The sequence below is a fragment of the Bradyrhizobium sp. HKCCYLRH3061 genome, assembly GCF_051168015.1.
Classification (GTDB): Bacteria; Pseudomonadota; Alphaproteobacteria; order Rhizobiales; family Xanthobacteraceae; genus Bradyrhizobium.
In genome coordinates this window covers 94,141-113,555 of record NZ_JBNPUE010000014.1, presented here as the reverse complement: position 1 = coordinate 113,555, position 19,415 = coordinate 94,141, and the positions used below count along the sequence as shown (strand labels likewise).

The following is a 19,415-nucleotide window of genomic DNA, read 5'->3' as shown; positions in this document are numbered from 1 at the left end:
CAGCTCCCTATGAGGAAATGCGGGCCTGCGTCCAAACGTGGCCCATCTTTACCGCGTCGAGCGCGGCGGCCAGCTCATCGATGCGATACGGTTTCGACAGGATGCGGACGCCGGCCTCCTTGGCGGCGTGAACGGCAGCGCCCGAATAGCCGCTGGTCAGCAGGATCGGCATGTCGCCGCGCCGCTTCTGAATCTCGCGTGCCAGCTCGACACCATTCATGCCCCCCGGCATCATGACGTCGGAGAACACGAGGTCGACCGTGCGTCCGTCGGCGAGCGCGCCGAGCGCGGCCGCCGCGCTGGAGGCGCGGGTCACCTCATAGCCGAGCTGGCGCAACATCTCCCCGACCAGGGCCGCGACCTCGTCGTCGTCCTCGACCAGGAGAACGCGGCCCTCATCATGCCGGCGCGCCCGCGGCCGCTGCAGATCGAGGAGATGGTGCTGCTGCCTGGACGCCGCCTGCGCAGATCGCGGAAGGTACAGCGCAATCGTCGTGCCCTTGCCCACCTCCGAGTCGATGCGGACGGTACCGCGCGACTGGGTGACGAAGCCGTAGACCTGGGCGAGGCCGAGGCCCGAGCCCTTGCCGACATCCTTGGTGGTGAAGAACGGCTCGAACACCCGCATCCGAACGTCGTCCGTCATGCCGGTGCCGGTGTCGATCACCGAGAGGCGGACATAGTCGCCGGCCAATTCGTCGTCCTGCAGATTTCGCAGGTTCTCGGCCCGGACCAGGATCGTGCCGCCGGCCGGCATCGCATCGCGGGCGTTGACGGCGAGATTGAGCACCACGAGCTCGAGCTCGCCCGGATCGACCGCGACGGGCCACAGCGCGTCGGGGAAGTCGAACTCGACGTGCACGTCGCCGCGCAGGCTGCGGTCGAGCAGCTCGCGCATGCCGCCGATCTGGCGGGCGATGTCGACCGGCTCGGGCCGCAGCTCCTGCCGGCGCGAAAACGCCAGCAACTGCCGGGTCAGGCTCGCGCCGCGCTGCGCCGCCTGGATCATGCCGTCCATCAGGCGGCGGCGCCGCGCCGGGTCGCTCTGGCGGTCGAGCATGTCGAGGCCGCCGGAGATCACCATCAGCAGGTTGTTGAAGTCGTGCGCCACGCCGCCGGTCAGGCGGCCGATGGCCTCGATCTTCTGCGCCTGGCGCAGCGTCTCCTCGACCCGTGCGCGCTCGGCCATCTCGATGCGAAGATGCTCGTTCGATTCCGCGAGCGCCCGGGTCCGCTCGACGACGAGCTGCTCGAGCTGCTGCGCCGCCTGCTCGCGCGCCTGGATCAGTGCGCGGATCTGGTATTGGCGACGTCGCGCCCGCAGCGCCGATTGAACCGCGCTGGTGAGCGTGATCGGCTGGATCGGCCGTTCGAGCAGCGAGACGTTGCGCAGCGCACTCACGAGGTTTCGCCGCCAGGTGACGACGGCGCGCTGTTCGCGGTGGCTGGTGAGCACGATGAAGGGCAGGTCGGACCAGGCCGGCTGGCGTTCGACCCACTGCGTGAGGGGAGCGGTGTCCTGGGCAAACAGCCCTTCCTCGGCAACAAAGACCGCGCCGACGCCTGCGCTCATCTCACGGAGCAGATGCGCCAGGTCCGAGCAGACCGCCGCCTCGATCCTTGCGCTGCGGAGCAGCTCCGCCGATGCCGGTCCGTCCCGCCCGATCGGCGCGAAGACGAGGACACGGTGATCTTGCTCAATGCTCATCCCGCATGTCCATGTCGGGGAAATCCGTCCCGGTGAAGCGTGGATTGCCGGAGAAGATACCGCTGAAATTCTTGAGCGGCGGACCGAGGCTGATGCCGGAGCCGCTCAGGCGAAACTCGCGGATGCTGTGCTCGTGGTGGCCGCTGCGCTTCTTGACCACCGACAAGGCGCGCCGAACCGCGCCGCCGACCTCGAAATAGCGCAGCATCAGGACGGCATCGCTGAGATAGCTGATGTCCAGCGGCGTATCCATCGGCCCGACCATGCCGTGCTGCGCGAGCACCAGGATCGTCAGCACGCCCTGCTGGGCCAGATAGGTCAAGAGCTCGTGCATCTGCAGGATCAGAAACCGCTCGTCCGGCATCGCGTTGAGATAGCCGTTGAGGCTGTCGATGATGATGACGCGGGCATTGTCCTGCTCGACGCTCTGCCGGACGATGGCGCCGAACTCGCCCGGCGACAACTCGGCCGGGTCGACCTGCTGAAAGCGGATGCGCCCGGACTCGATGTGTTCATCGAGCGGCAGGCCGAGCGTCCGCGCGCGGGCTTCGACGGTGCCGCGGCCCTCGTCAAAGGCAAAGAATACCGCATGCTCGCCGCGCTGGGCCGCCGCGATCGCATAGATCAGCGCAACCGACGATTTGCCGACGCCGGCGGCACCGATGAGCAGCGCGTTGGTGCCGCGCTCCAGGCCGCCGCCGAGGAGCTGGTCGAGTTCGGCATTGCCGCTCGGCGTGACATCGCCCGCGAACGTCCGGTGATGCTCCGCCGCGACGAGGCGCGGAAAGATCTTGAGCCCGCCCGACGCAATGGTGAAGTCATGGTAGCCGCCGCGGAATGCGATGCCGCGCATCTTGATCACGCGCAGCCGGCGGCGCTCCGCGCCGTAGTCGATCGCAAGCTGCTCCAGCATCACCACGCCATGTGCGACCGAGTGCAGCTGCAGGTCGTCCTGGGCCGACGACAGATCGTCGAGCAGGACGACGGTACAGTTGCGCTTGGCGAAGAAGTGCTTCAGCGCCAGCACCTGGCGGCGGTAGCGCAGCGGGCTCTGGGCCAGCAGGCGAAGCTCCGACAGGCTGTCGATCACGACGCGGCTCGGATCAATCCGCTCGACCTCGTTGAACATCAGGCCGGTGGTCTCGCTCAGCTCGACCTCGGCCGGATGAAACACGGTGAGCTCGCGCTCGGGGTCGAGCGTCGTTTCCGGCGGCACCAGCTCGAAGATGTCGACGCCGGCCAGCGACCAGCCGTGCCGCCGCGCCACCAGCTCGAGCTCGCGCCGGGTCTCCGACAAGGTGATGTAGAGCACGCGCTCGCCGCAGCTCACGCCCTTGAGCAGGAACTGCAGCGCGATGGTGGTCTTCCCGGTGCCCGGCCGGCCTTCATACAGATACAGGCGATTGGGATCGAAGCCGCCGCCGAGAATGTCGTCGAGGCCTTCGCTTCCGGTCGAAATACGCGGCAGATCCGTGGGCCCGCCCTCGTCGCTTCCGCGAACAGGCTGCTCCGTCATGCAAAAGCTCCATACCAATCAAGACGACGCGGCAGCGAAACCGATAACTCGGGGATTCGCGACGACCGGATAGGAACACAGTCGATCCGCCTCGGGTTCCCCAGTTCCATAGTTCCATCCCAGGCAGCGGGCGGTTCTACAGGATCGTGGCGCGGGCGCCATGCACGGCTGACGCCGATCGCACCCGTCTTCTCAGCCGACGGCCGATCAGCTCGCCCGGCCCACCGTGTCAGCCATCGTGGCGCCGCGGGTGCCGAGCGGCTGTGCGACGCCGGTGGTGGTGTCGCGCAGGGTCTGATGCTCCAATTCGGCATCGAGTTCGGCACCGACCAGGATCACGATGGCGGAGATCCAGATCCAGGTCATGAAGCCGATTGCGGCGCCGAGCGAGCCGTAGGTCGCGTTGAAGCTGCCGAAATTGGCGGCATACCAGGAAAACAGCGCCGAGCCCGCGAGCCACAGTGCCGCCGCCAGTGCGCTGCCCCAGCTGATCCAGCGCCATTTGGGCTCCTCGCGGTCCGGCCCGTAGCGGTAGATCAGGGCCAGTCCGAGCGCGACGCAGATGAAGATCGCGGGCCAGCGGCCGATCCGCAGCACCAGATCGCCGGCCCCGGACATGCCGAGATAGTTCAGCAGCACCGGGAGCACGACGACGGCACCGATGGCGAGCAGCGCGAACAGGATCGCGCCGCCGGTGAACAGCAGCGAAATCGCGTTCAGCTTGATGAAGCCACGCCTCTCGGGTTCGCGATAAACGATGTTGAGCGTGTCGAAGAGCGACTTCATCGCCGCATTGGCGCTCCACAGCGAGATCGCGAGGCTGACGAGGAAGGTGATGCCGAGCGCCTGACGGCCGTTGGCGGAAACGCGCGTCAACTGGTCGCGCGCAATGTCGATGGCGCCGCCGGGCATCAAGCCCTGCAACTGCTCCAGATGTCCGGTGATTTTGGCCGGATCGGAGAACAGGCCGTAGATTGCCACCAGCGCGGCCAGCGCCGGAAAGATCGCCAGCAGCGTGTAGAAGGTCATGCCTGCGGCGAGCGCAATGATCCTGTGCTCGGTGACGCTCTCATAGACCCGGAGCAGGACGTCCTTCCAGCCGCGCGCGGGAATCTCCGCGGGCGAACGCGCCAGCCGGCCGTGTCCAGCGCCGGCCCGGCTCGCGCCTCGCGAGCGCTCCGCCTGTTCGGGCCGCTGATCGAAATAGTGGATCAGGAACGCGAACCCGAGCAGAGCCAGCATCCCGCCGGTGCCAGGTGTGCGCGGGCGGCCCGCGAAAACGCTCAAAGAGTCGCGATGGGCGGCGTCTGACGTCTTGGATCGGCGAAACATGGGATCGGTCCATCACCAGCGGCCAAAAAGCAACCGGTGCGGTGGACGAATGTTCCGGCATCACGTCATGACTCGCGTTGCCAGGCTCCGCAACGGTGGGGCTGCCTCAGACCTTCAAGAGGCCAACTCGGGCGCCAACATCCAGACAATTTCGCCGGCCTGTGAACGCGTCGCTGCGGCGCCGACACAAAACAGTTATGTTGCGCGCGAGGAACGGGCCTGCGCACCCTCGCGTTGCAACGGGACTTTTCAACGCAAGGATAAACGCATGCGCCGCCTGTTATTTGCCTCGCTGTCCGCCACCGCCGTCCTCGCGAGCTTTGCCGCGATCTCGCCCGCATCCGCCGCCCAGGACCGCTACTGCCTGCAAGGCAGGATCTGGGGCTATCCGGGCAACTGCCAATTCTCCACCTATCGCCAGTGCCTGGCTTCCGCCTCCGGCACCGATGCCGGCTGCGGCATCAACCCCGCCTACGCCTATGCCCGGCAGCGCGGCTACGACCGACGCTATTGAGCGTGGACCGTTGCGTCAGCCTCTTGCGCGGTGCACGATCAGCGCCATCGATTGAGAGATGGCTAGCGGCGGGATGTCAGGCCCCCGTGCTCCCCCGGCCCTGTTCTATTGCGTCGCGCAACGGCACGATGATCCGTTAGCCGTTGTGGCAAGCCTTACTCCGGCGCCGGCAGTCGCGCGTGCTCTCCTCCTCCGCCGCTCGGCGCACGGAACATTGAGGCTCGCCGTCGCTTATACGGCGACCATTGTCCAATCGGAGGAGGATCATCATGGACGGACTGATTTATCTCGTGGGGCTGATCGTGGTCATCATGGCCGTTCTATCGTTCTTCGGCCTGCGTTGAGACGACGATCATGGCCATGGAAACTGCGCCGGTCGTCGCCTCACCCGTTTCGAGCGCGACGGCCGATAGCTGGACCCTGCAATGGACGCCGGTCGTTGCGGGAGCTTTGACCGCGGCGGCGGTCTCTTCGATCCTGATCAGCTTTGCCATGTCGGTCGGTCTCGGTGTCAGCTCCACCGCGCCGACATGGCGCGACGCCTCGGTGGCGCTCTGGCTCCTGTCCGGACTCTATCTGGTGCTGCAGGCGCTGATCAGCTTCGGCTGCGGCGGCTACATGGCGGGCCGCTTGCGCGCACCGCACAGGCTCGCCGAAAGCGAGGAGACCGAGAAGCGGGACGGCCTGCACGGCGTCACAGCCTGGGCGCTGGCGGTCGTGCTCGGCGCCACCCTGGCCGTACTCGGCGCGTCCGCGGCGACACGGACCCATCCGCTGACTACGCCGGCGACGGCCAATGAACCGTCGATCCTGAGCTATGAGCTCGACCATCTGTTCCGCGCGCCCCGGCGGGTACCCAGCCCGGATCTCGCCCCCGCGCGCAGCGAGGCCGGCCGCATCCTGCTCACGGCGTCGAGCCACAATGGCGTCAGCCCGGACGATCGCAGCTATCTCGTGCAGCTCGTCACCGGCACGACGGGTCTTGCTGCGCCCGATGCGGAGCGGCGGGTGGACAGCGTGATCGCAGAAGCCAAGAGCGCGATCTCGCATACCCGCGCCGGCACTGTCATCCTGGCGTTCTCGGTTGCCACCGCGCTGCTGCTCGGCGCCGTCGCCGCCTGGGCGGCTGCGGAGAGCGGTGGCCGTCACCGCGACGGCAAGCCTGTCACCGGATGGATGCTGCACGCCAACCGCTTCAGCCGGCGGCGCGACATGTGGCGGCGGCCAATGTCGATGCCGGAATAGAGCACATCAAGACCAGCGAGCGGCCCGGCCCATCGCCGGGCCGCTTCGCGTTGGACCGCCGCCGCGAACGAAGCGCGTGCAATTCAGGCGAGCCGCAGGATCATCAGGTTCGCGTCGCTGCCATAGCTGCCGGTCGGATCGGCAGCGGCTGTCTTGTCGACCGCAAATCCTTGCCTCTCCCAGAATGGAGTCGAGCCGTTGACGGCGATCAAGGACAGCGACGTCAGGCCGAGCGCACGCGCGTGTCGGATCAGCTCCTCGACGATCACGGTCGCCGAGCCGCTGCCGCGGGCCTCGGGCAGCAAGGCGAGATCGTGGATGTAGTAGGTCGACGCAGCCGGCGGAATGCTGCCGATCAGCAGGTTCAAGGCCGGGGGCCGGCCGAGATGCCAGGGATGGCTGAGCACATAGCCGGCGATGCCCGTCCCACGCAGCACGCGGCAGCCATCAGGATGGAGACGCAGGCGCTCCGCGAAAACACTCTTGTCCTCGGGATAGTTCGGGTGCACGCGGGCCGCGATCTCATCGACATCAGCAAGATCGCCCGGCGCCATTGCGCGCCACCTCATGGTCTGGTTCTTTCTCACTCGCCCTTTCTCACTTGGCGAGGGCCAGCCAGCGCTCGCTGGCCGACAGCGCCGTCGGCCACAGCGCCTCCGTCGGCTGCCCCCGATGCAGTGCCTTGCCGACCTCGCAGATCGACATGAAGGCCGCCGAGCGCGCCTCCTCCACCTCGAGCGGCTGCTCCGCGCTCGGGCTGCGGACGAGGCCCATCAGGCCGTTCAACGTCTGCAGTGCCGCTTCCGGCGGGCTCGCCTTCGCCGCCCTCAGCGCAGCCACGATCTGCTGCGCCTTTTCCGATTCGGTCATCACGTCGGTCATCGTCTTTTCGTTTGCCCGTGCCTCACGGGAGAACGCTAGCAGCCGGACGAAGGTCGGGCAATGCTCGGGCGGACGGCACTCCAATGCCGAACGCGCGGTGCCGACGTGCGAATTTCCGCCGGTCCTGGCTCGGCCCTCTTGCGATGCTGCTTCGCCAGCGTCTCGGCCGGCGTGCATTGGCGTCGTGATCTGCAACGCGTTATTCAGATAGCGCGTTCTTTGGCAATCACGACGCCTCGACAAGGCGGAGGCATCGTGATCGCTCTGGCGCATGTCATTTCGCCAAGGATTTCGCCATGTCGAGGTGTTTCTGCAGCACCGGCACGGTCTGCTGGGCGAAGTCCGACAGCGGTGAGTTTGCCGCCGCCTGCTTCTGATACTTCTTGATATCCTCCTGGTGATCGCGAACCATCGCCTGCGCAAACGCCTGGTCGAACCGACCGCCGGACATGCCTTCCAACCGGTTGTAGATGGCCTTTTGCTTCCTGCTCGGCTCGGACGGCACCTTCATCCCGTTCTGGCTCGCAAGCTGCTGCGCCTTCTGCAGATGCTCGCTATGGTCCTGCTGCAAGGCCTGCCCGAACTGCTTGACCTGATCGCTCTGCCCCTTCTGCTGCGCCAGCTTGCCCATGTTCACCTCGGACATGTCGCCCTCGATCGCCTCGGTCATGAAATGCCGATCCTTGGCGGGCGACCGGCCCTTCGGAGCGGCGACCGCGCCGCCGGCCACCAACACGGTCACGGCAGAGGCGGCCAGGGCAATTCGGATTGCTCTCGTCTGATGGTTGTGGATCATCCTGCTCATCGTTGATCTCCGAGGGGTTCGACTCCTGATCGTCGCGACGGCAAGAGCCTTACCCGACGATCGTTCCTAAGCCCCGCGCGGCAACCCTGCAGAATGCTTCCGCGCGCAACGACGCGGCGGGTTCCAAATGCTGCGGCACAACCGTCCCTGCAGCACAACGTCCGCGACTTCTCGGTTTCGGACCCGCGCCATGCAGCGCTCAGTGAGTGCGTACATCCCCGCCGAGCGCCCGAGCCAGCACGCCTCGAAGCAGGCCGGCCTGCGCCGCGCTCCCGCGCCAGGCCACGATCTGATCGGGACGGATCAAAGCGAGGTCGGCCTCGTAGAGATCGCGCAGGGCCCGCGGCAAGGTGACGATCTCGACGTCGACACGCAGCGGCCCCATGGCCTCACGTAGTTGATCCTCATCGAGGTCGCTGCCCTCACACCGCAACAGCGTCCATTCGAAGCCGAAGCGGTCGTACAGCGAGATACCTTGCTCCAGCCAGGCGTGCGGCGCGCGGCCGCCGGGACAGGCGCTCGGCACGTAGGCGTTGGCCGCATCCGGCGGCGGCCGGGTGCCATCGGGGATGATGATCGGTGAGCCATCATAGCGGCCGCCGAAGGTGACGCCGGGGATGTTGAACTCGGCGCGCGCATGCTGATCGAGATAGGCGCTGGCGATGCGCCGTGCCTCGTCGCCGGCCGCGGTCGCGTCCTCGATCTCGGGCACCGCGGCAAACAGGCCGAGCGAATCCGCAAAGCCGCGCGCGTAGTCGGTGTTGCGCAGCGCCACCGGACGGCGCTCGGCCTCGTAGCTGTCGAGCAGCGAGACGGGGCTCGCTCCCTTGACGACGCTCGCGATCTTCCAGCCGAGATTGACCGCGTCCTCGATCGCGGTGTTGTAGCCGAGCCCGCCGGTCGGCGTGAACAGATGCGCCGCATCGCCGCCAAGGAAGACCCGGCCGCGCTGCATGCTCTCGGCGACCAGCGCATGCCCCGCGGTCCAGGTGAGATGCGAAAGCACCTCGCAGGGAATGGGCGCACCGCAGGCGCGCTGGAACGCTGCCCGCGCATCGTCGGCGGTGACAGCGCTTTCGTTCTCGCCGGGCCGAAGCTGGGTGTGGAAAGCGAACTCGTCGCGTCCGTTCACCGCGGCCATGAAGGCGCGGCGGTCGCGGTTGAAGCAGACATACATCCAGGCCCGCGCATGCGGGACGCTGGCGTAGAACTCCGGCGAGCGCAGATAGACCGCGAGCATGCGGCCGCCCATGAAATCGCGCTGCACGCCCGTCGTTCCGCCATAGGTGATCCCGAGCGACTGTCGCACTTGGGAGCGCGGACCGTCGGCCCCGATCAGGAAATCAGCCGCGATCTCGAGGCGCGCGCCGTCGCTGACACGCTCGACCTCGGCGGCAATGCCGCCGTCGGTAACGGCATGGCCGATCAACCGGTGCCCGTAGTGCAACTGAATGCCCGCAAGGCGCGCGGCATGCCGGCGCAGGATTTCTTCGACGAATTTCTGCGACACCCGGTGCGGCAGCTCGGCCGCGCTCCATGAGCCGGACAGGCCCTTCACCAGTTCCGTCGCGCGCGCAGCGGACGGCAATTGAAAACGTGCCAGCTCATGCGCCGTGTAGCGCGTGAAATAGGCGACGTCGGTCGGGTAGTCCGCGGGCAGGCCGGCGCGCCGGACCTCGTCGGCGAAGCCAAGCCGGCGGAAATGCTCCATCGTCCGCGCCTGCGTCGCGTTGGCCTGCGGGTTGAACGCCGTTCCCGGCTTCTCGTCGACCAGGATTGCGGACACGCCGCGGCGGCCAAGCTCGTTGGCCAGCATCAGCCCGCACGGACCGCCGCCCACGATCAGCACCGAGGCGCTCAGACGTTCGATCACGGCGCTCCTCCTCGCAATGGAGGAGTGCTAGCGCGCCCCGCGAATTAGTCAAGCAGCCTGACTATCTGGTGTCGTCGAGCGCGTCGAAGCGGGCGCCATAGGCCGACAATCCCTGCAGAATCGCGTCCATCGCGGCCTTGCCGAGCTCCTTGCGCATCTCGGCTTCCGCCACATCCACGGCATCGCCAAACGCCTCCAGCCATGTCAGTCCGGCCGGCGTGAAGCGGACGAGGCGCGCGCGCCGGTCGCTCGGATCGGCCTCGCGCGACACCAGCCCCAGCTCGGCGCATTGATCGACCAGTTCGCCCATCGCCTGCTTGCTCATCGAGGCCCGCCGCGCGAGCTCGGTCAGCCGCGTGCCCTCGACGTCGAGGTTGCGGGTGAGGCTGACATGGGCGATCCGCGTCTCGCCGTGACCGCTCTCCGCCATCAATTGGAGAACCCGGGATTCGAACCGGCGCACCGCATTGTTGAGCAGCCGGCCGACATTGGCGTGACGCCATGCCGTCTGCCCGGTGGGCCGCGCCTTGCGTTGATCTCGCGCTGTCATATCGGGACTACCTCGCCATATCGAACCACGCCGGGTCAACGTCGCAGACGCAAGGTGAAATCGGGAAACGCGTGAGATGTCACGCGAAGAATGGCCGGAACGGCAGGATTCGAGCCTGCGCCCCCAGCGTCCCGAACGCAAATAGCGAACGAAAAGGCCAATAGGGAAAATGAAGTTTGCTCGTGATTGACGACCATTTTCGCCGTCTGTTCACAGGGGTTCGGTCGTCAACCGGTGGCCGGCCTGCTCACGCGCCAGGCGAGCCCGCTCTACCGTCGCCGATGCAGATCGCTTGACCGCCGCCGCGTCCCGTCGCCAGCTTCAGCAAATGTTCGCAATAGCCGCGAAGCTGGCCGTCAGCTCGTAGCAGCGCACGGCGCACGCAGTGATGCCACGCTTCGCCAGATCGGTAATCGTGCGGACGGTGACGCCGAACAGGTCCCAAGCGCGGCGCCGCCGATGGTCTCAGCCATGATCCAAATTGCATTAGGCCGAAACGAGATCGCTAATGAAATGGTGAGGCCACCAACTAAAACGGTTGCCCTATAGCATGACATGGCTCGACGTTCACCAAGCAATCCGCAAAATTGATTATTAGATCTACTATCTATTATGTCTTGATTTCGCGAGGCAACAATTGCTGCAACGGCAAGCGCCATGTGTGGGGCAAAATCTGCAACCCGTGCCACAAATCGAAGTATACTCGCATCTACCAATAGGCTCCGCCTTTATCGGCTTATGTGGAGCCCCTTTGGCATGTGCCACAGATAGGCCCAGTGGTATCAACACCGCGAGGAAGACAACCAATCGCATTGACCCTCCTTCTTGCTTGTCTTGCATCACATGCAAGAATTGAACTATAACGCAAACGCAACCCATAGAAACGGCATTTATCAGCCGCCGGTCAAATCAGGCCTCCGTTAGGGAACATCGGGTGTGCGGGTCAGATCGATCTCGGGACGTCGAAAATTTTCTTTTTTTGGTAAGCGATATGCCGGAAGGTGGCATCCCCCAGCCCGAAGCGGATGCGCTGAACCGCGCCACCAGCGCCGTGGAGATATTCCACAGCCGGCGAGCTCATGTATTGCCGTGCATTGCGTCTTCCGCCGCAAGCATTTCGTCGAGGAGATCCCATGCACCCGACGCTTCGGCTTCCGACATCTTCCGGATGGCGTAACCGACATGAACCACGACGTGATCGCCGGGCTCGATAGCTTCATGCTGTAGCAAAAACAGACTCACCGTGCGCTCGATGCCTTTGGCCTCGCATCGCGCCATGACTCCGTCACTCTCCACGACCCGCATCGGGATGCCAAGGCACATCTCGGTTCCACCCGCAAATACTTGAGTCCGAAATCATAGCCCGATCGATGAACTCGATTTGACGTGGATCAAGATAAGGGAATCATATTCGCTGCATAGAATATGTGGCGTCTGATCTCGCGGGGATTTCCATGCGGACCAATGTCGCGGCGACCACCACGCTGGTGCTCGGACTCGGCAATATCCTGCTGAGCGATGACGGCATTGGTGTGCACGTCATTCGGGCCCTCGATGCGCTTGAATGTGCGGGCGAGATACCGCCTTGTGTTGCTCTGCGGGATGGCGGGACGCTCGGGCTGTCCCTGTTTTCGGAGATCGAAGATTTCGGCTCGCTGATCGCCGTCGACGCCGTGGAACTGGGCGCGAAGCCCGGCACCGTCAAGATCTTTCAAGGTCCGGAGATGGACCGGCAGCTCACGGGCAAGAAGCGGACGGCTCATGAGGTCGCGCTTGCCGACCTGATGTCGGCGGCGCGGCTGGCCGGCTGCGAGCCGGCGCGCCGGGCGCTGGTCGCAATTCAACCTGAATCCACGCAATGGGGCCTGTCGCTGACGCCCGCGGTTGGCGCGGCCATTCCCTCCGCGTGTCAGCAGATCAAAACACTGCTCAGCAGGTGGCACCATGACAGTTGAAGCGGATGCCGCGGCAGGGTTCCGCACGGGGATGACCGACAGCCTGCTCCGCGAGATCGCCCATCACCTCGGTGTGCTTGCCAAAACCGGCGCATGCGCGGCGATCGATCTATGCAGCCTGCCTCTCACGGCTGCGGACCGCAGCGAGTTGGAAGAGCGGTTGGGCCATGGTGACCTGGAGGCCGTTTTGACCGCAGCCGGCACCAGTGAAATCTGGGAGACGCGCTATGCCGGCGTGTGGTGGGTTCGCCATCTCGGCGCCGGGGACAAGCTCGCCGCCGAACGCATTGAAATCACGGCGTCCCCGGAGATCCTGACAAGCCATGCGGCCGACATCGCTGCGGCCAGCAACAGACTGGCTGAAGACCTGATCGACCGCGTCTCTTCAGAGGATACCGAAGATGCATGAAACCGAGACGATCGGCGAGCTCTTGACGCGCAGCGGCGTCTCCCGCCGCGCCCTGCTGAAATATACGAGCTATCTTGCCAGCCTTCTGGCGTTGCCCCCGATGGCCGCGAAGGGCATGGCGGAGGCGTTGGCGAATACGCGCCGCCAATCCGTGATCTGGCTCTCGTTTCAGGAATGCACCGGCTGCACGGAGTCGCTGACGCGTTCGTTCGGTCCAACCATCGAGGACATGATCTTCAATCTCATCTCGCTCGACTATCACGAAACGCTCATGGCAGTGTCGGGTACTGCCGCGGAAGCGGCCCGCCTCGCTGCCATGAAGGAGAACAAGGGCAAATATGTCGTCGTGGTCGACGGCTCCGTTTCGACGAGAGATGGCGGGGTCTACTCCACCAACGCCGGCAAGACCAACCTCGAAGTGCTGAAGGAGACGGCCGCAGATGCAGCCGCGGTGATCTCCGTCGGGACCTGCGCGGCCTTCGGTGGCATTCCCCACGCAAATCCCAACCCCACCGGCGCGGTTGCCGTCAGCGACATCATCACCGACAAACCGGTGATCAATGTCTCCGGTTGCCCGCCCATTCCGGAAGCCATCGCCGGCACGGTTGCCTATCTCGTGACGTTCAACAAGCTTCCCGATCTCGACGACAAGGGCAGACCGAAAGCGTTTTTCGGCGATACGATCCATGACCGCTGCTATCGCCGGCCGTTCTACGACAAGGGGCAGTTCGCCAAGCAGTTCGACGATGAGGGAGCGCGCAAGGGCTGGTGCCTCTATGAAGTCGGTTGCAAGGGGCCCGTGACTTACAATGCGTGCGCGACCATGAAATGGAATGGTGGCGTCTCTTTCCCGATCCAGTCGGGACACGGCTGTCTGGGCTGTTCCGAACCGAATTTCTGGGATCGTGGCAGCTTCTACCAGCCACTTTCTTCAAACACGTTGAATGATCCGGAGATCATCGGCAGCGCCGCGGCTGCGGGCGCGGCGGTCGGGATTGCCAGCGCATGGCTGGCGCGGCGACGCAAACAACGAGCAGAGAGGGAGGCCCAGCCATGAGCCTGCTGGATTTCGTGCGCGGACCCGCGATCGAGATCGCAATCGCGATATTCGTGGGCGGCGTGTTGTGGCGGCTCGCGTCGCTGCTGCTCCTGCCCTGGACCAGCGACAGATCGGCGAGGCGAGCTGATGCACCGCATGCCGTGGTTGGCGCGTTCCGTGGCTTCGTGCGTCACCTATGGCCCGCGAACACCTATCTGCGCGCCTCGTTGTTCAGCACGGTGAACGGCTATGTTTTTCACGTCGGCCTTGCCATCATCGTGTTCGGACTGGCGCAGCACATTCTCTTCCTGCGTGGATTGTTCGGCTTTTCATGGCCGAATCTGCCCACCGGCGTGATCTCGGCCGCCTCGGTGGTCACGCTGGCGTCGCTCCTGGCTGCGCTGGCGCGACGGATGACGAATCCGGTCTTAAGACTGCTTTCGACGCTTGACGACTACTTCAGCTGGCTGGTGACGTTCCTTCCGGTCGCGACGGGGCTGATCGCGGTGAGCCACCTATGGGCGCCGTACGAGACGCTCTTGTCCGTGCACATCCTGACCGTGTGCCTGTTCCTGATCTGGTTCCCGTTCGGAAAACTCATGCATGCCTTCCTCGTCTTCCTGACCAGGAGCGAGACCGGGATCTTCTACAGCCGCCGGGGAGTCGAGATATGAACCAGCGCATCGTCGTCGATCCCATCACGCGCATTGAAGGGCATCTGCGGATCGAGGCGGAAACAGATCCCCATGGCGCCATCACCGGTGCGTACAGTTCCGGCACGATGGTGCGCGGCATCGAACTGATCCTGAAAGGACGCGATCCGCGCGAGGCCTGGGCTTTCGCTCAGCGCATATGCGGCGTGTGCACGCTGGTCCACGGCATCGCCAGCGTCCGCGCCGTGGAGAATGCGCTGGGATACACCATTCCGCCGAACGCGCAACTCATCCGCAACCTGATGATTGCCGCACAATATGTGCATGACCATGTCATGCACTTCTATCATCTGCATGCGCTCGACTGGGTCGACGTGGTGTCGGCGTTGAAGGCCGATCCGGCGGCAACATCGCAACTGGCGCAATCGATCTCGAGCTTCCCGAAGTCGAGCCCGGGCTATTTCGCGGACACGCAGAAGAGACTGAAAGCCTTCGTCGAAGGCGGCCAGCTCGGCATCTTTGCAGGTGGATTCTGGGGACATCCCGGATTCAAGCTGCCGGCCGAAGCAAACCTGATGGCGGTCGCGCACTATTTGGAAGCGCTCGCCTGGCAGCGCGAGGTGGTGCAGATCCACACCATCTTCGGCGGCAAGAATCCGCATCCGAATTTCCTGGTCGGCGGCGCCCCGTCAGCGATCAGCCTGAACACCGGCGGCACCGCCATCGGCATCGACGGCCTGCAGACGGTGAAGACCGTGATCGGCCGAATGAAGGATTTTGTCGAGCAGGTCTATCTGCCGGACACGCTGGCCATCGCCTCCTTCTACAAGGACTGGTTCGCGCGCGGCGAAGGCGTGGGCAACTTCCTGACCTACGGCGACTTCCCCGAAAAGGGCATGGACGACCCGGCCAGTTGGCTGATCCCGGCGGGCGCGATCCTCAATCGCGACCTGACCACGATCCATCCCGTCGACATGAACAATTCGGAGGAAATCCAGGAGTTCGTCTCCCATTCCTGGTACGACTATGCAAGCGGCAAGGACAAGGGCCTGCATCCCTACGAGGGTGAGACCAATCTGCATTACACCGGTCCCAAGCCCCCCTTCGAGCAGCTCGATGTCGGCGCGAGCTATTCCTGGCTCAAGGCGCCGCGCTGGAAGGGCCATGTCATGGAGGTCGGTCCGCTCGCGCGCGTGCTGATGCTCCATGCCAAAGGTCACGAGCCGACGCGCGAACTGGCCGGTTACGCGCTGGGCAAGCTCGACCTGCCGCTGACGGCGATGTTTTCGACCATGGGACGCACAGCGGCGCGCGCCCTGGAAAGCAAGATCGTCGTCGACCAGATGTCGACCTGGTACGACCGTCTTCTTTCCAACATCCGCGCGGGTGATCTGAACGTTCACAATTCGAACAAGTGGGACCCCTCGACCTGGCCCACCGAAGCCAAGGGTGTCGGCTTCATGGAAGCGCCGCGTGGGGCGCTGGCGCATTGGGTGGTGATCAAGAACAAGCGCATCGATAATTATCAGGCCGTGGTGCCCTCGACCTGGAACGCGGGGCCGCGCGACTCCAAGGGCCAGCCCGGACCTTACGAAGCGGCATTGATGGATCGCCACACACTCCACGATCCTCGGCAGCCGCTCGAGATCCAGCGCACGATCCACAGCTTCGATCCGTGCATTGCGTGCGCGGTGCATGTGATCAATCCGGAAGGCGAAGAGCTGATACAATTGCGGGTGAGGTAAGGCGATGGGCGGCGAAATCGACGTCGAAGCAGCCAGCAGAACGTTCCTGGCGCGAACCGAGGGACATCTGGTCAGCTATCTCGAGGCTTGCGTCCATTGCGGGAACTGTGCCGAAGCCTGCCACTTCTATCAGGCCTCCGGAGATCCGCGGCACACGCCCGCCTACAAGCTGTTTCCGATGGCCAAGGCCTATCGCCGGCAGAAATTCCCGCTCTCCCTCTTCGCTCCCCGCATCACGGAGGAGGACCTCAAGGAATGGGAGGAACTGCTGTTCGATACCTGCACCATGTGCGGTCGATGCACCACGATCTGTCCGATGGGGATCGACATCGCTTCCATCGTGGGCGGCGCGCGGCAGGCCTTCGTCAAGGCCGGACTTGGACCGAAGGACCTTCTGCAGGCCGCCGACAATTCGCGCGACCATGGAAGCCCGCTGGGCGTGACGGCCGAAAAGCTGCGCGATCGTATCGAATGGCTCGAAGATGAGCACGAGGTGCCCATCGCGCTCGACAAGGAAAAGGCCGACATTCTGCTGACGCTCTCGTCCGTCGAAACGATGAAATACCCCGATTCCGTGGTGGCCATGGCCAAGCTGCTGAACCACGCGGGCGTTGACTGGACGCTGAGCACGAAGGGCTATGAAGCCACGAATTTTGGCTATCTGGCCGGCAAGGCGGACGTCGCCAGGATCATGGTTCAGCGGATCACCGAGGCCGCCGAGGCGGTGGGAGCCAAGACGGTGGTGATTCCGGAGTGCGGCCACGCGTTCGGTGCGCTGCGCTGGTCGGGCGCCAATATGCTCGGCCGCCCCCTGCCCTTCGCAGTCGTGCACATTTCGGAATTCATGGCGCAACTCAAGCGGGACGGCAGGCTGAGGCTGAAGCCGATCGAGGAGTCGATCACCTATCACGATCCTTGCCAGATCTCCCGTCGTGGCGGCGCGACCGAGGATGCGCGATTCCTCCTGCAGGATTTCGCGAAGGACTTCCGCGAAATGACCCCGACCGGAGATCTCAACTGGTGCTGCGGTGGCGGCGGCGGCGTGCAGGCGATCGCGCGCGCAGCCGATCTTCGCCACAAGGTCTTCAAGATCAAGATGGATCAGGTGGAGAAGACCGGCGCGAAGACGATGGTCTCGGCATGCTCGAACTGCCGGCTGACCATGGACGAGAGCAAGGCCCACTGGAAATGGGAGGGCGGACTCGCGAGCCTGGTGGAGATCATTGCGGACCACCTGATCGAGGACGCTCCGGCGAAGACGCAAGGGTGACGGTTCACGGTCGTGCGCCTTGCAGCGTGGGCAAACGGCGACGAAACGCCGGCGGCGGAGCGCGCAGACTGCACCGGTCGCCTCCGTTGGTTGCGGTTCCGCTCTCGGTCAAACCGAAAGGCACTCCGGCGTGGCAGAGATTGCGTAGCGTCAGGACGTTCGCCTGATCAGGAACTCGAACTGCTTGCCTTCCGACTTGGATTCCAAGAGATCATTTCCGGTCGTGCGACAGAACGCCTCGAAGTCCTTCACAGCGCCGGGATCGGTGGCGAGCACTTGAAGCGTCCCACCGATCGGCACGTCCTTGAGTGCCTTCTTCGCGCGCAAGATCGGCAGCGGGCAGTTCAGTCCCTTGGCATCGAGAACCTGGTCGGCCATTTCGTCTCCTCGTAGTTTCTAGTGCTGGGTTCGTGATCCATTCAAATGAACAGGTTGATGTCGCTCTTGGTCGCCGTCTCGATGTAGGTCGCGGCGCCCCCGAGCACCGGCCCCTCGATCATGTCGTCCTTGGTGTACTCGAACAGATCCATGGTCATCTGGCAGGCGATCATCTTGACTTCGGCTTCGATGGCCATCGTGCGCAGTTCCTCTATCGATGCGACCCCCTTCTTCTTGATCAGGTTTTTCATCATCGTCGTCGCCGCCGCGTCGACGCCGGGGATGGCCGATACGAGATTCGGCATACCGATGTGCATTCCAAACATCGGCATCTCCATGGCCGGATTGCCGAGCGTAGAGATTTTCAGGTCGAGATTCTTCTTGAGCAGCGTCAAGCCGTAGAAGGTGAAGAACATGGTCACGTCGAGGCCCATGGCCGCCGCTGTCGTGGCCAGGATAAAGGGCGGATAGGCCCAATCCAGCGTACCCTTGGTGACAATCATCGACATGCGCTTGGTATTGTTATCATCGGCCATTGCATCTCTCCGTTTGGTCTCGTGCAGGCGCAACCGCGCGCATCACTGGATTCCTGCTTTCCAACGCACGACCATCAGCACGAGGACTGCGAGGAACAACGTCTCGGCGACGATCAGCGCGATCGCCCGGCCGCCGACATCGGCCATCGCCTTGAGCGACGTCTTCATCCCGAGCGCTGCGATCGCCGTCACCAGGCACCACCTCGAAATGTCCTTGATGAGTGCAAGCAGGAATGCGGGAATGACGCCGGCGCTGTTGAGCATCACCAGAACGGCGAACACCACCAGGAACCCCGGCAACTGGCGCCCGGCCTTGCCGACCTGGTGGGCGCGGAACACGTAGGACAGCGTCACCACGACGGGCAGCAGCATGGCAACCCGGAGCAGCTTGGTGAAGGTCGCGACGTTCCCGGTCTCCTCCGACACGCTGAAGCCGGCGCCAACCACTTGCGCAACGTCGTGAATGGTGCCGCCAAGAAACATGCCGACTGCAGCGTGATCGAGATGGAATCCTGCGATCACCAGCGGATAGACGATCATCGCGATCGTGCTCAGCGCAGTCACGCCGATCACGGTAAAGACCGTGTCGCGTTCGTGGTGCTCCCCCTTGGGCAGCACCGACGAGATCGCGAGCGCCGCCGACGCTCCGCAAATCGCTACGGCCCCGGAGGTGAGGATTCCGAACGGCCGGCTCAAACCCATGGCACGGGAGGCCAGCGCGCCGAACAGGATGGTCAGGATCACCGCGCCGACGACCGTGATCACGGGCGTCGGGCCGAGCTTCATGATCTCGGCAATCGTGATCTGCGCCCCGAGCAGGCCGACAGCGACGCGCAGGATGCGCTTGGAGGCGAGTTCGATGCCGGCGACGCAGCGCCCCTCCTGCGACAGGAAATAGAAGGCCATCCCAAGCAGCAGGGCGAACAGCATGACCGGCCCGCCATAGTGCTCGGACAGGAAGGTTGCCGCGATCGCGATGATCAAACTGGCCAGGACGCCCGGGAA

The 19,415-nt window shown here is 64.5% G+C and carries 20 protein-coding genes; 8 read left to right on the top strand and 12 right to left on the bottom strand.

The window, feature by feature from the left end; translation table 11 throughout:
- Window positions 1-7: 7 nt before the first annotated feature.
- From ACQR2C_RS22435 to ACQR2C_RS22425, 3 genes are all read right to left on the bottom strand, one after another.
- Window positions 8-1,708 (bottom strand): response regulator, encoded by a 1,701-nt coding sequence (locus ACQR2C_RS22435; RefSeq protein WP_434882139.1) that lies wholly within the window; start codon window positions 1,706-1,708, stop codon window positions 8-10.
- Window positions 1,698-3,224: an ATPase domain-containing protein gene (locus tag ACQR2C_RS22430; protein ID WP_434882138.1), complete on the bottom strand. Its 1,527-nt coding sequence runs from the start codon at window positions 3,222-3,224 to the stop codon at window positions 1,698-1,700. Before ACQR2C_RS22430 ends, ACQR2C_RS22435 begins: the two co-directional genes overlap by 11 nt.
- A gap of 207 nt (window positions 3,225-3,431) precedes the next feature.
- Window positions 3,432-4,466, bottom strand: a complete 1,035-nt coding sequence (locus tag ACQR2C_RS22425; RefSeq protein WP_434882137.1) for a YihY/virulence factor BrkB family protein — start codon at window positions 4,464-4,466, stop codon at window positions 3,432-3,434.
- A 358-nt stretch (window positions 4,467-4,824) separates the two neighbouring features.
- Between ACQR2C_RS22425 and ACQR2C_RS22420 the strand changes: the two genes are divergently transcribed.
- Together ACQR2C_RS22420 and ACQR2C_RS22415 are read left to right on the top strand one after the other, a co-directional pair.
- Window positions 4,825-5,070, top strand: a complete 246-nt coding sequence (locus ACQR2C_RS22420; protein ID WP_315802253.1) for a DUF3551 domain-containing protein — start codon at window positions 4,825-4,827, stop codon at window positions 5,068-5,070.
- Between the two features lie 354 nt (window positions 5,071-5,424).
- Window positions 5,425-6,315: a hypothetical protein gene (locus ACQR2C_RS22415; RefSeq protein ID WP_434882136.1), complete on the top strand. Its 891-nt coding sequence runs from the start codon at window positions 5,425-5,427 to the stop codon at window positions 6,313-6,315.
- Window positions 6,316-6,398: 83 nt separating this feature from the next.
- On the opposite strand, the gene ACQR2C_RS22410 is transcribed toward ACQR2C_RS22415, so the two are convergent.
- The 6 genes from ACQR2C_RS22410 to ACQR2C_RS22385 form a co-directional block, all read right to left on the bottom strand.
- Window positions 6,399-6,884 (bottom strand): GNAT family N-acetyltransferase, encoded by a 486-nt coding sequence (locus ACQR2C_RS22410; protein ID WP_434840377.1) that lies wholly within the window; start codon window positions 6,882-6,884, stop codon window positions 6,399-6,401.
- Between the two features lie 28 nt (window positions 6,885-6,912).
- A complete protein-coding gene (locus tag ACQR2C_RS22405; RefSeq protein WP_434882175.1) occupies window positions 6,913-7,185 on the bottom strand; it encodes a hypothetical protein in 273 nt (90 codons plus the stop codon).
- A gap of 286 nt (window positions 7,186-7,471) precedes the next feature.
- On the bottom strand, window positions 7,472-8,002 hold the full coding sequence (locus ACQR2C_RS22400) for a DUF4142 domain-containing protein (RefSeq protein WP_434882135.1): 531 nt from the start codon (window positions 8,000-8,002) through the stop codon (window positions 7,472-7,474).
- Window positions 8,003-8,201: 199 nt separating this feature from the next.
- A complete protein-coding gene (locus tag ACQR2C_RS22395; protein WP_434882174.1) occupies window positions 8,202-9,818 on the bottom strand; it encodes an FAD-dependent oxidoreductase in 1,617 nt (538 codons plus the stop codon).
- Between the two features lie 118 nt (window positions 9,819-9,936).
- Entirely contained in the window at window positions 9,937-10,425 is a 489-nt protein-coding gene (locus tag ACQR2C_RS22390; RefSeq protein WP_316238282.1) for a MarR family winged helix-turn-helix transcriptional regulator, read from the bottom strand.
- 1,077 nt (window positions 10,426-11,502) lie between these two features.
- Window positions 11,503-11,748, bottom strand: a complete 246-nt coding sequence (locus ACQR2C_RS22385; RefSeq protein ID WP_315802248.1) for a HypC/HybG/HupF family hydrogenase formation chaperone — start codon at window positions 11,746-11,748, stop codon at window positions 11,503-11,505.
- 131 nt (window positions 11,749-11,879) lie between these two features.
- Here ACQR2C_RS22385 and ACQR2C_RS22380 point away from each other — a divergent pair, with 131 nt between their 5' ends.
- From ACQR2C_RS22380 to ACQR2C_RS22355, 6 genes are read left to right on the top strand one after another with little or no spacing between them, the layout of a single operon-like run.
- A complete protein-coding gene (locus ACQR2C_RS22380) occupies window positions 11,880-12,380 on the top strand; it encodes a HyaD/HybD family hydrogenase maturation endopeptidase (protein WP_315802247.1) in 501 nt (166 codons plus the stop codon).
- Window positions 12,370-12,789, top strand: coding sequence for a hydrogenase expression/formation C-terminal domain-containing protein (locus ACQR2C_RS22375; RefSeq protein WP_434882134.1), 420 nt, complete (start codon window positions 12,370-12,372; stop codon window positions 12,787-12,789). The genes ACQR2C_RS22380 and ACQR2C_RS22375 overlap by 11 nt, the downstream gene beginning before the upstream one ends.
- Window positions 12,782-13,846 (top strand): hydrogenase small subunit, encoded by a 1,065-nt coding sequence (locus tag ACQR2C_RS22370; protein WP_434882133.1) that lies wholly within the window; start codon window positions 12,782-12,784, stop codon window positions 13,844-13,846. Before ACQR2C_RS22375 ends, ACQR2C_RS22370 begins: the two co-directional genes overlap by 8 nt.
- Window positions 13,795-14,502: a hypothetical protein gene (locus tag ACQR2C_RS22365; RefSeq protein ID WP_434882132.1), complete on the top strand. Its 708-nt coding sequence runs from the start codon at window positions 13,795-13,797 to the stop codon at window positions 14,500-14,502. Before ACQR2C_RS22370 ends, ACQR2C_RS22365 begins: the two co-directional genes overlap by 52 nt.
- On the top strand, window positions 14,499-16,226 hold the full coding sequence (locus ACQR2C_RS22360) for a nickel-dependent hydrogenase large subunit (protein ID WP_434882131.1): 1,728 nt from the start codon (window positions 14,499-14,501) through the stop codon (window positions 16,224-16,226). Before ACQR2C_RS22365 ends, ACQR2C_RS22360 begins: the two co-directional genes overlap by 4 nt.
- Window positions 16,227-16,230: 4 nt before the next feature.
- Entirely contained in the window at window positions 16,231-17,496 is a 1,266-nt protein-coding gene (locus tag ACQR2C_RS22355) for a (Fe-S)-binding protein (RefSeq protein WP_434882130.1), read from the top strand.
- Window positions 17,497-17,646: 150 nt separating this feature from the next.
- Here the strand turns inward: ACQR2C_RS22355 and ACQR2C_RS22350 are convergent, their stop codons facing one another.
- From ACQR2C_RS22350 to ACQR2C_RS22340, 3 genes are read right to left on the bottom strand one after another with little or no spacing between them, the layout of a single operon-like run.
- A complete protein-coding gene (locus ACQR2C_RS22350; RefSeq protein WP_315715462.1) occupies window positions 17,647-17,874 on the bottom strand; it encodes a sulfurtransferase TusA family protein in 228 nt (75 codons plus the stop codon).
- Window positions 17,875-17,915: 41 nt separating this feature from the next.
- The gene (gene dsrE2 / locus ACQR2C_RS22345) at window positions 17,916-18,410 is read right to left on the bottom strand and encodes a sulfur carrier protein DsrE2 (protein ID WP_434882129.1); all 495 of its coding nucleotides are present in this window, start codon (window positions 18,408-18,410) and stop codon (window positions 17,916-17,918) included.
- A 42-nt stretch (window positions 18,411-18,452) separates the two neighbouring features.
- On the bottom strand, window positions 18,453-19,403 hold the full coding sequence (locus ACQR2C_RS22340) for a YeiH family protein (RefSeq protein WP_434882173.1): 951 nt from the start codon (window positions 19,401-19,403) through the stop codon (window positions 18,453-18,455).
- Window positions 19,404-19,415 lie beyond the last annotated feature (12 nt).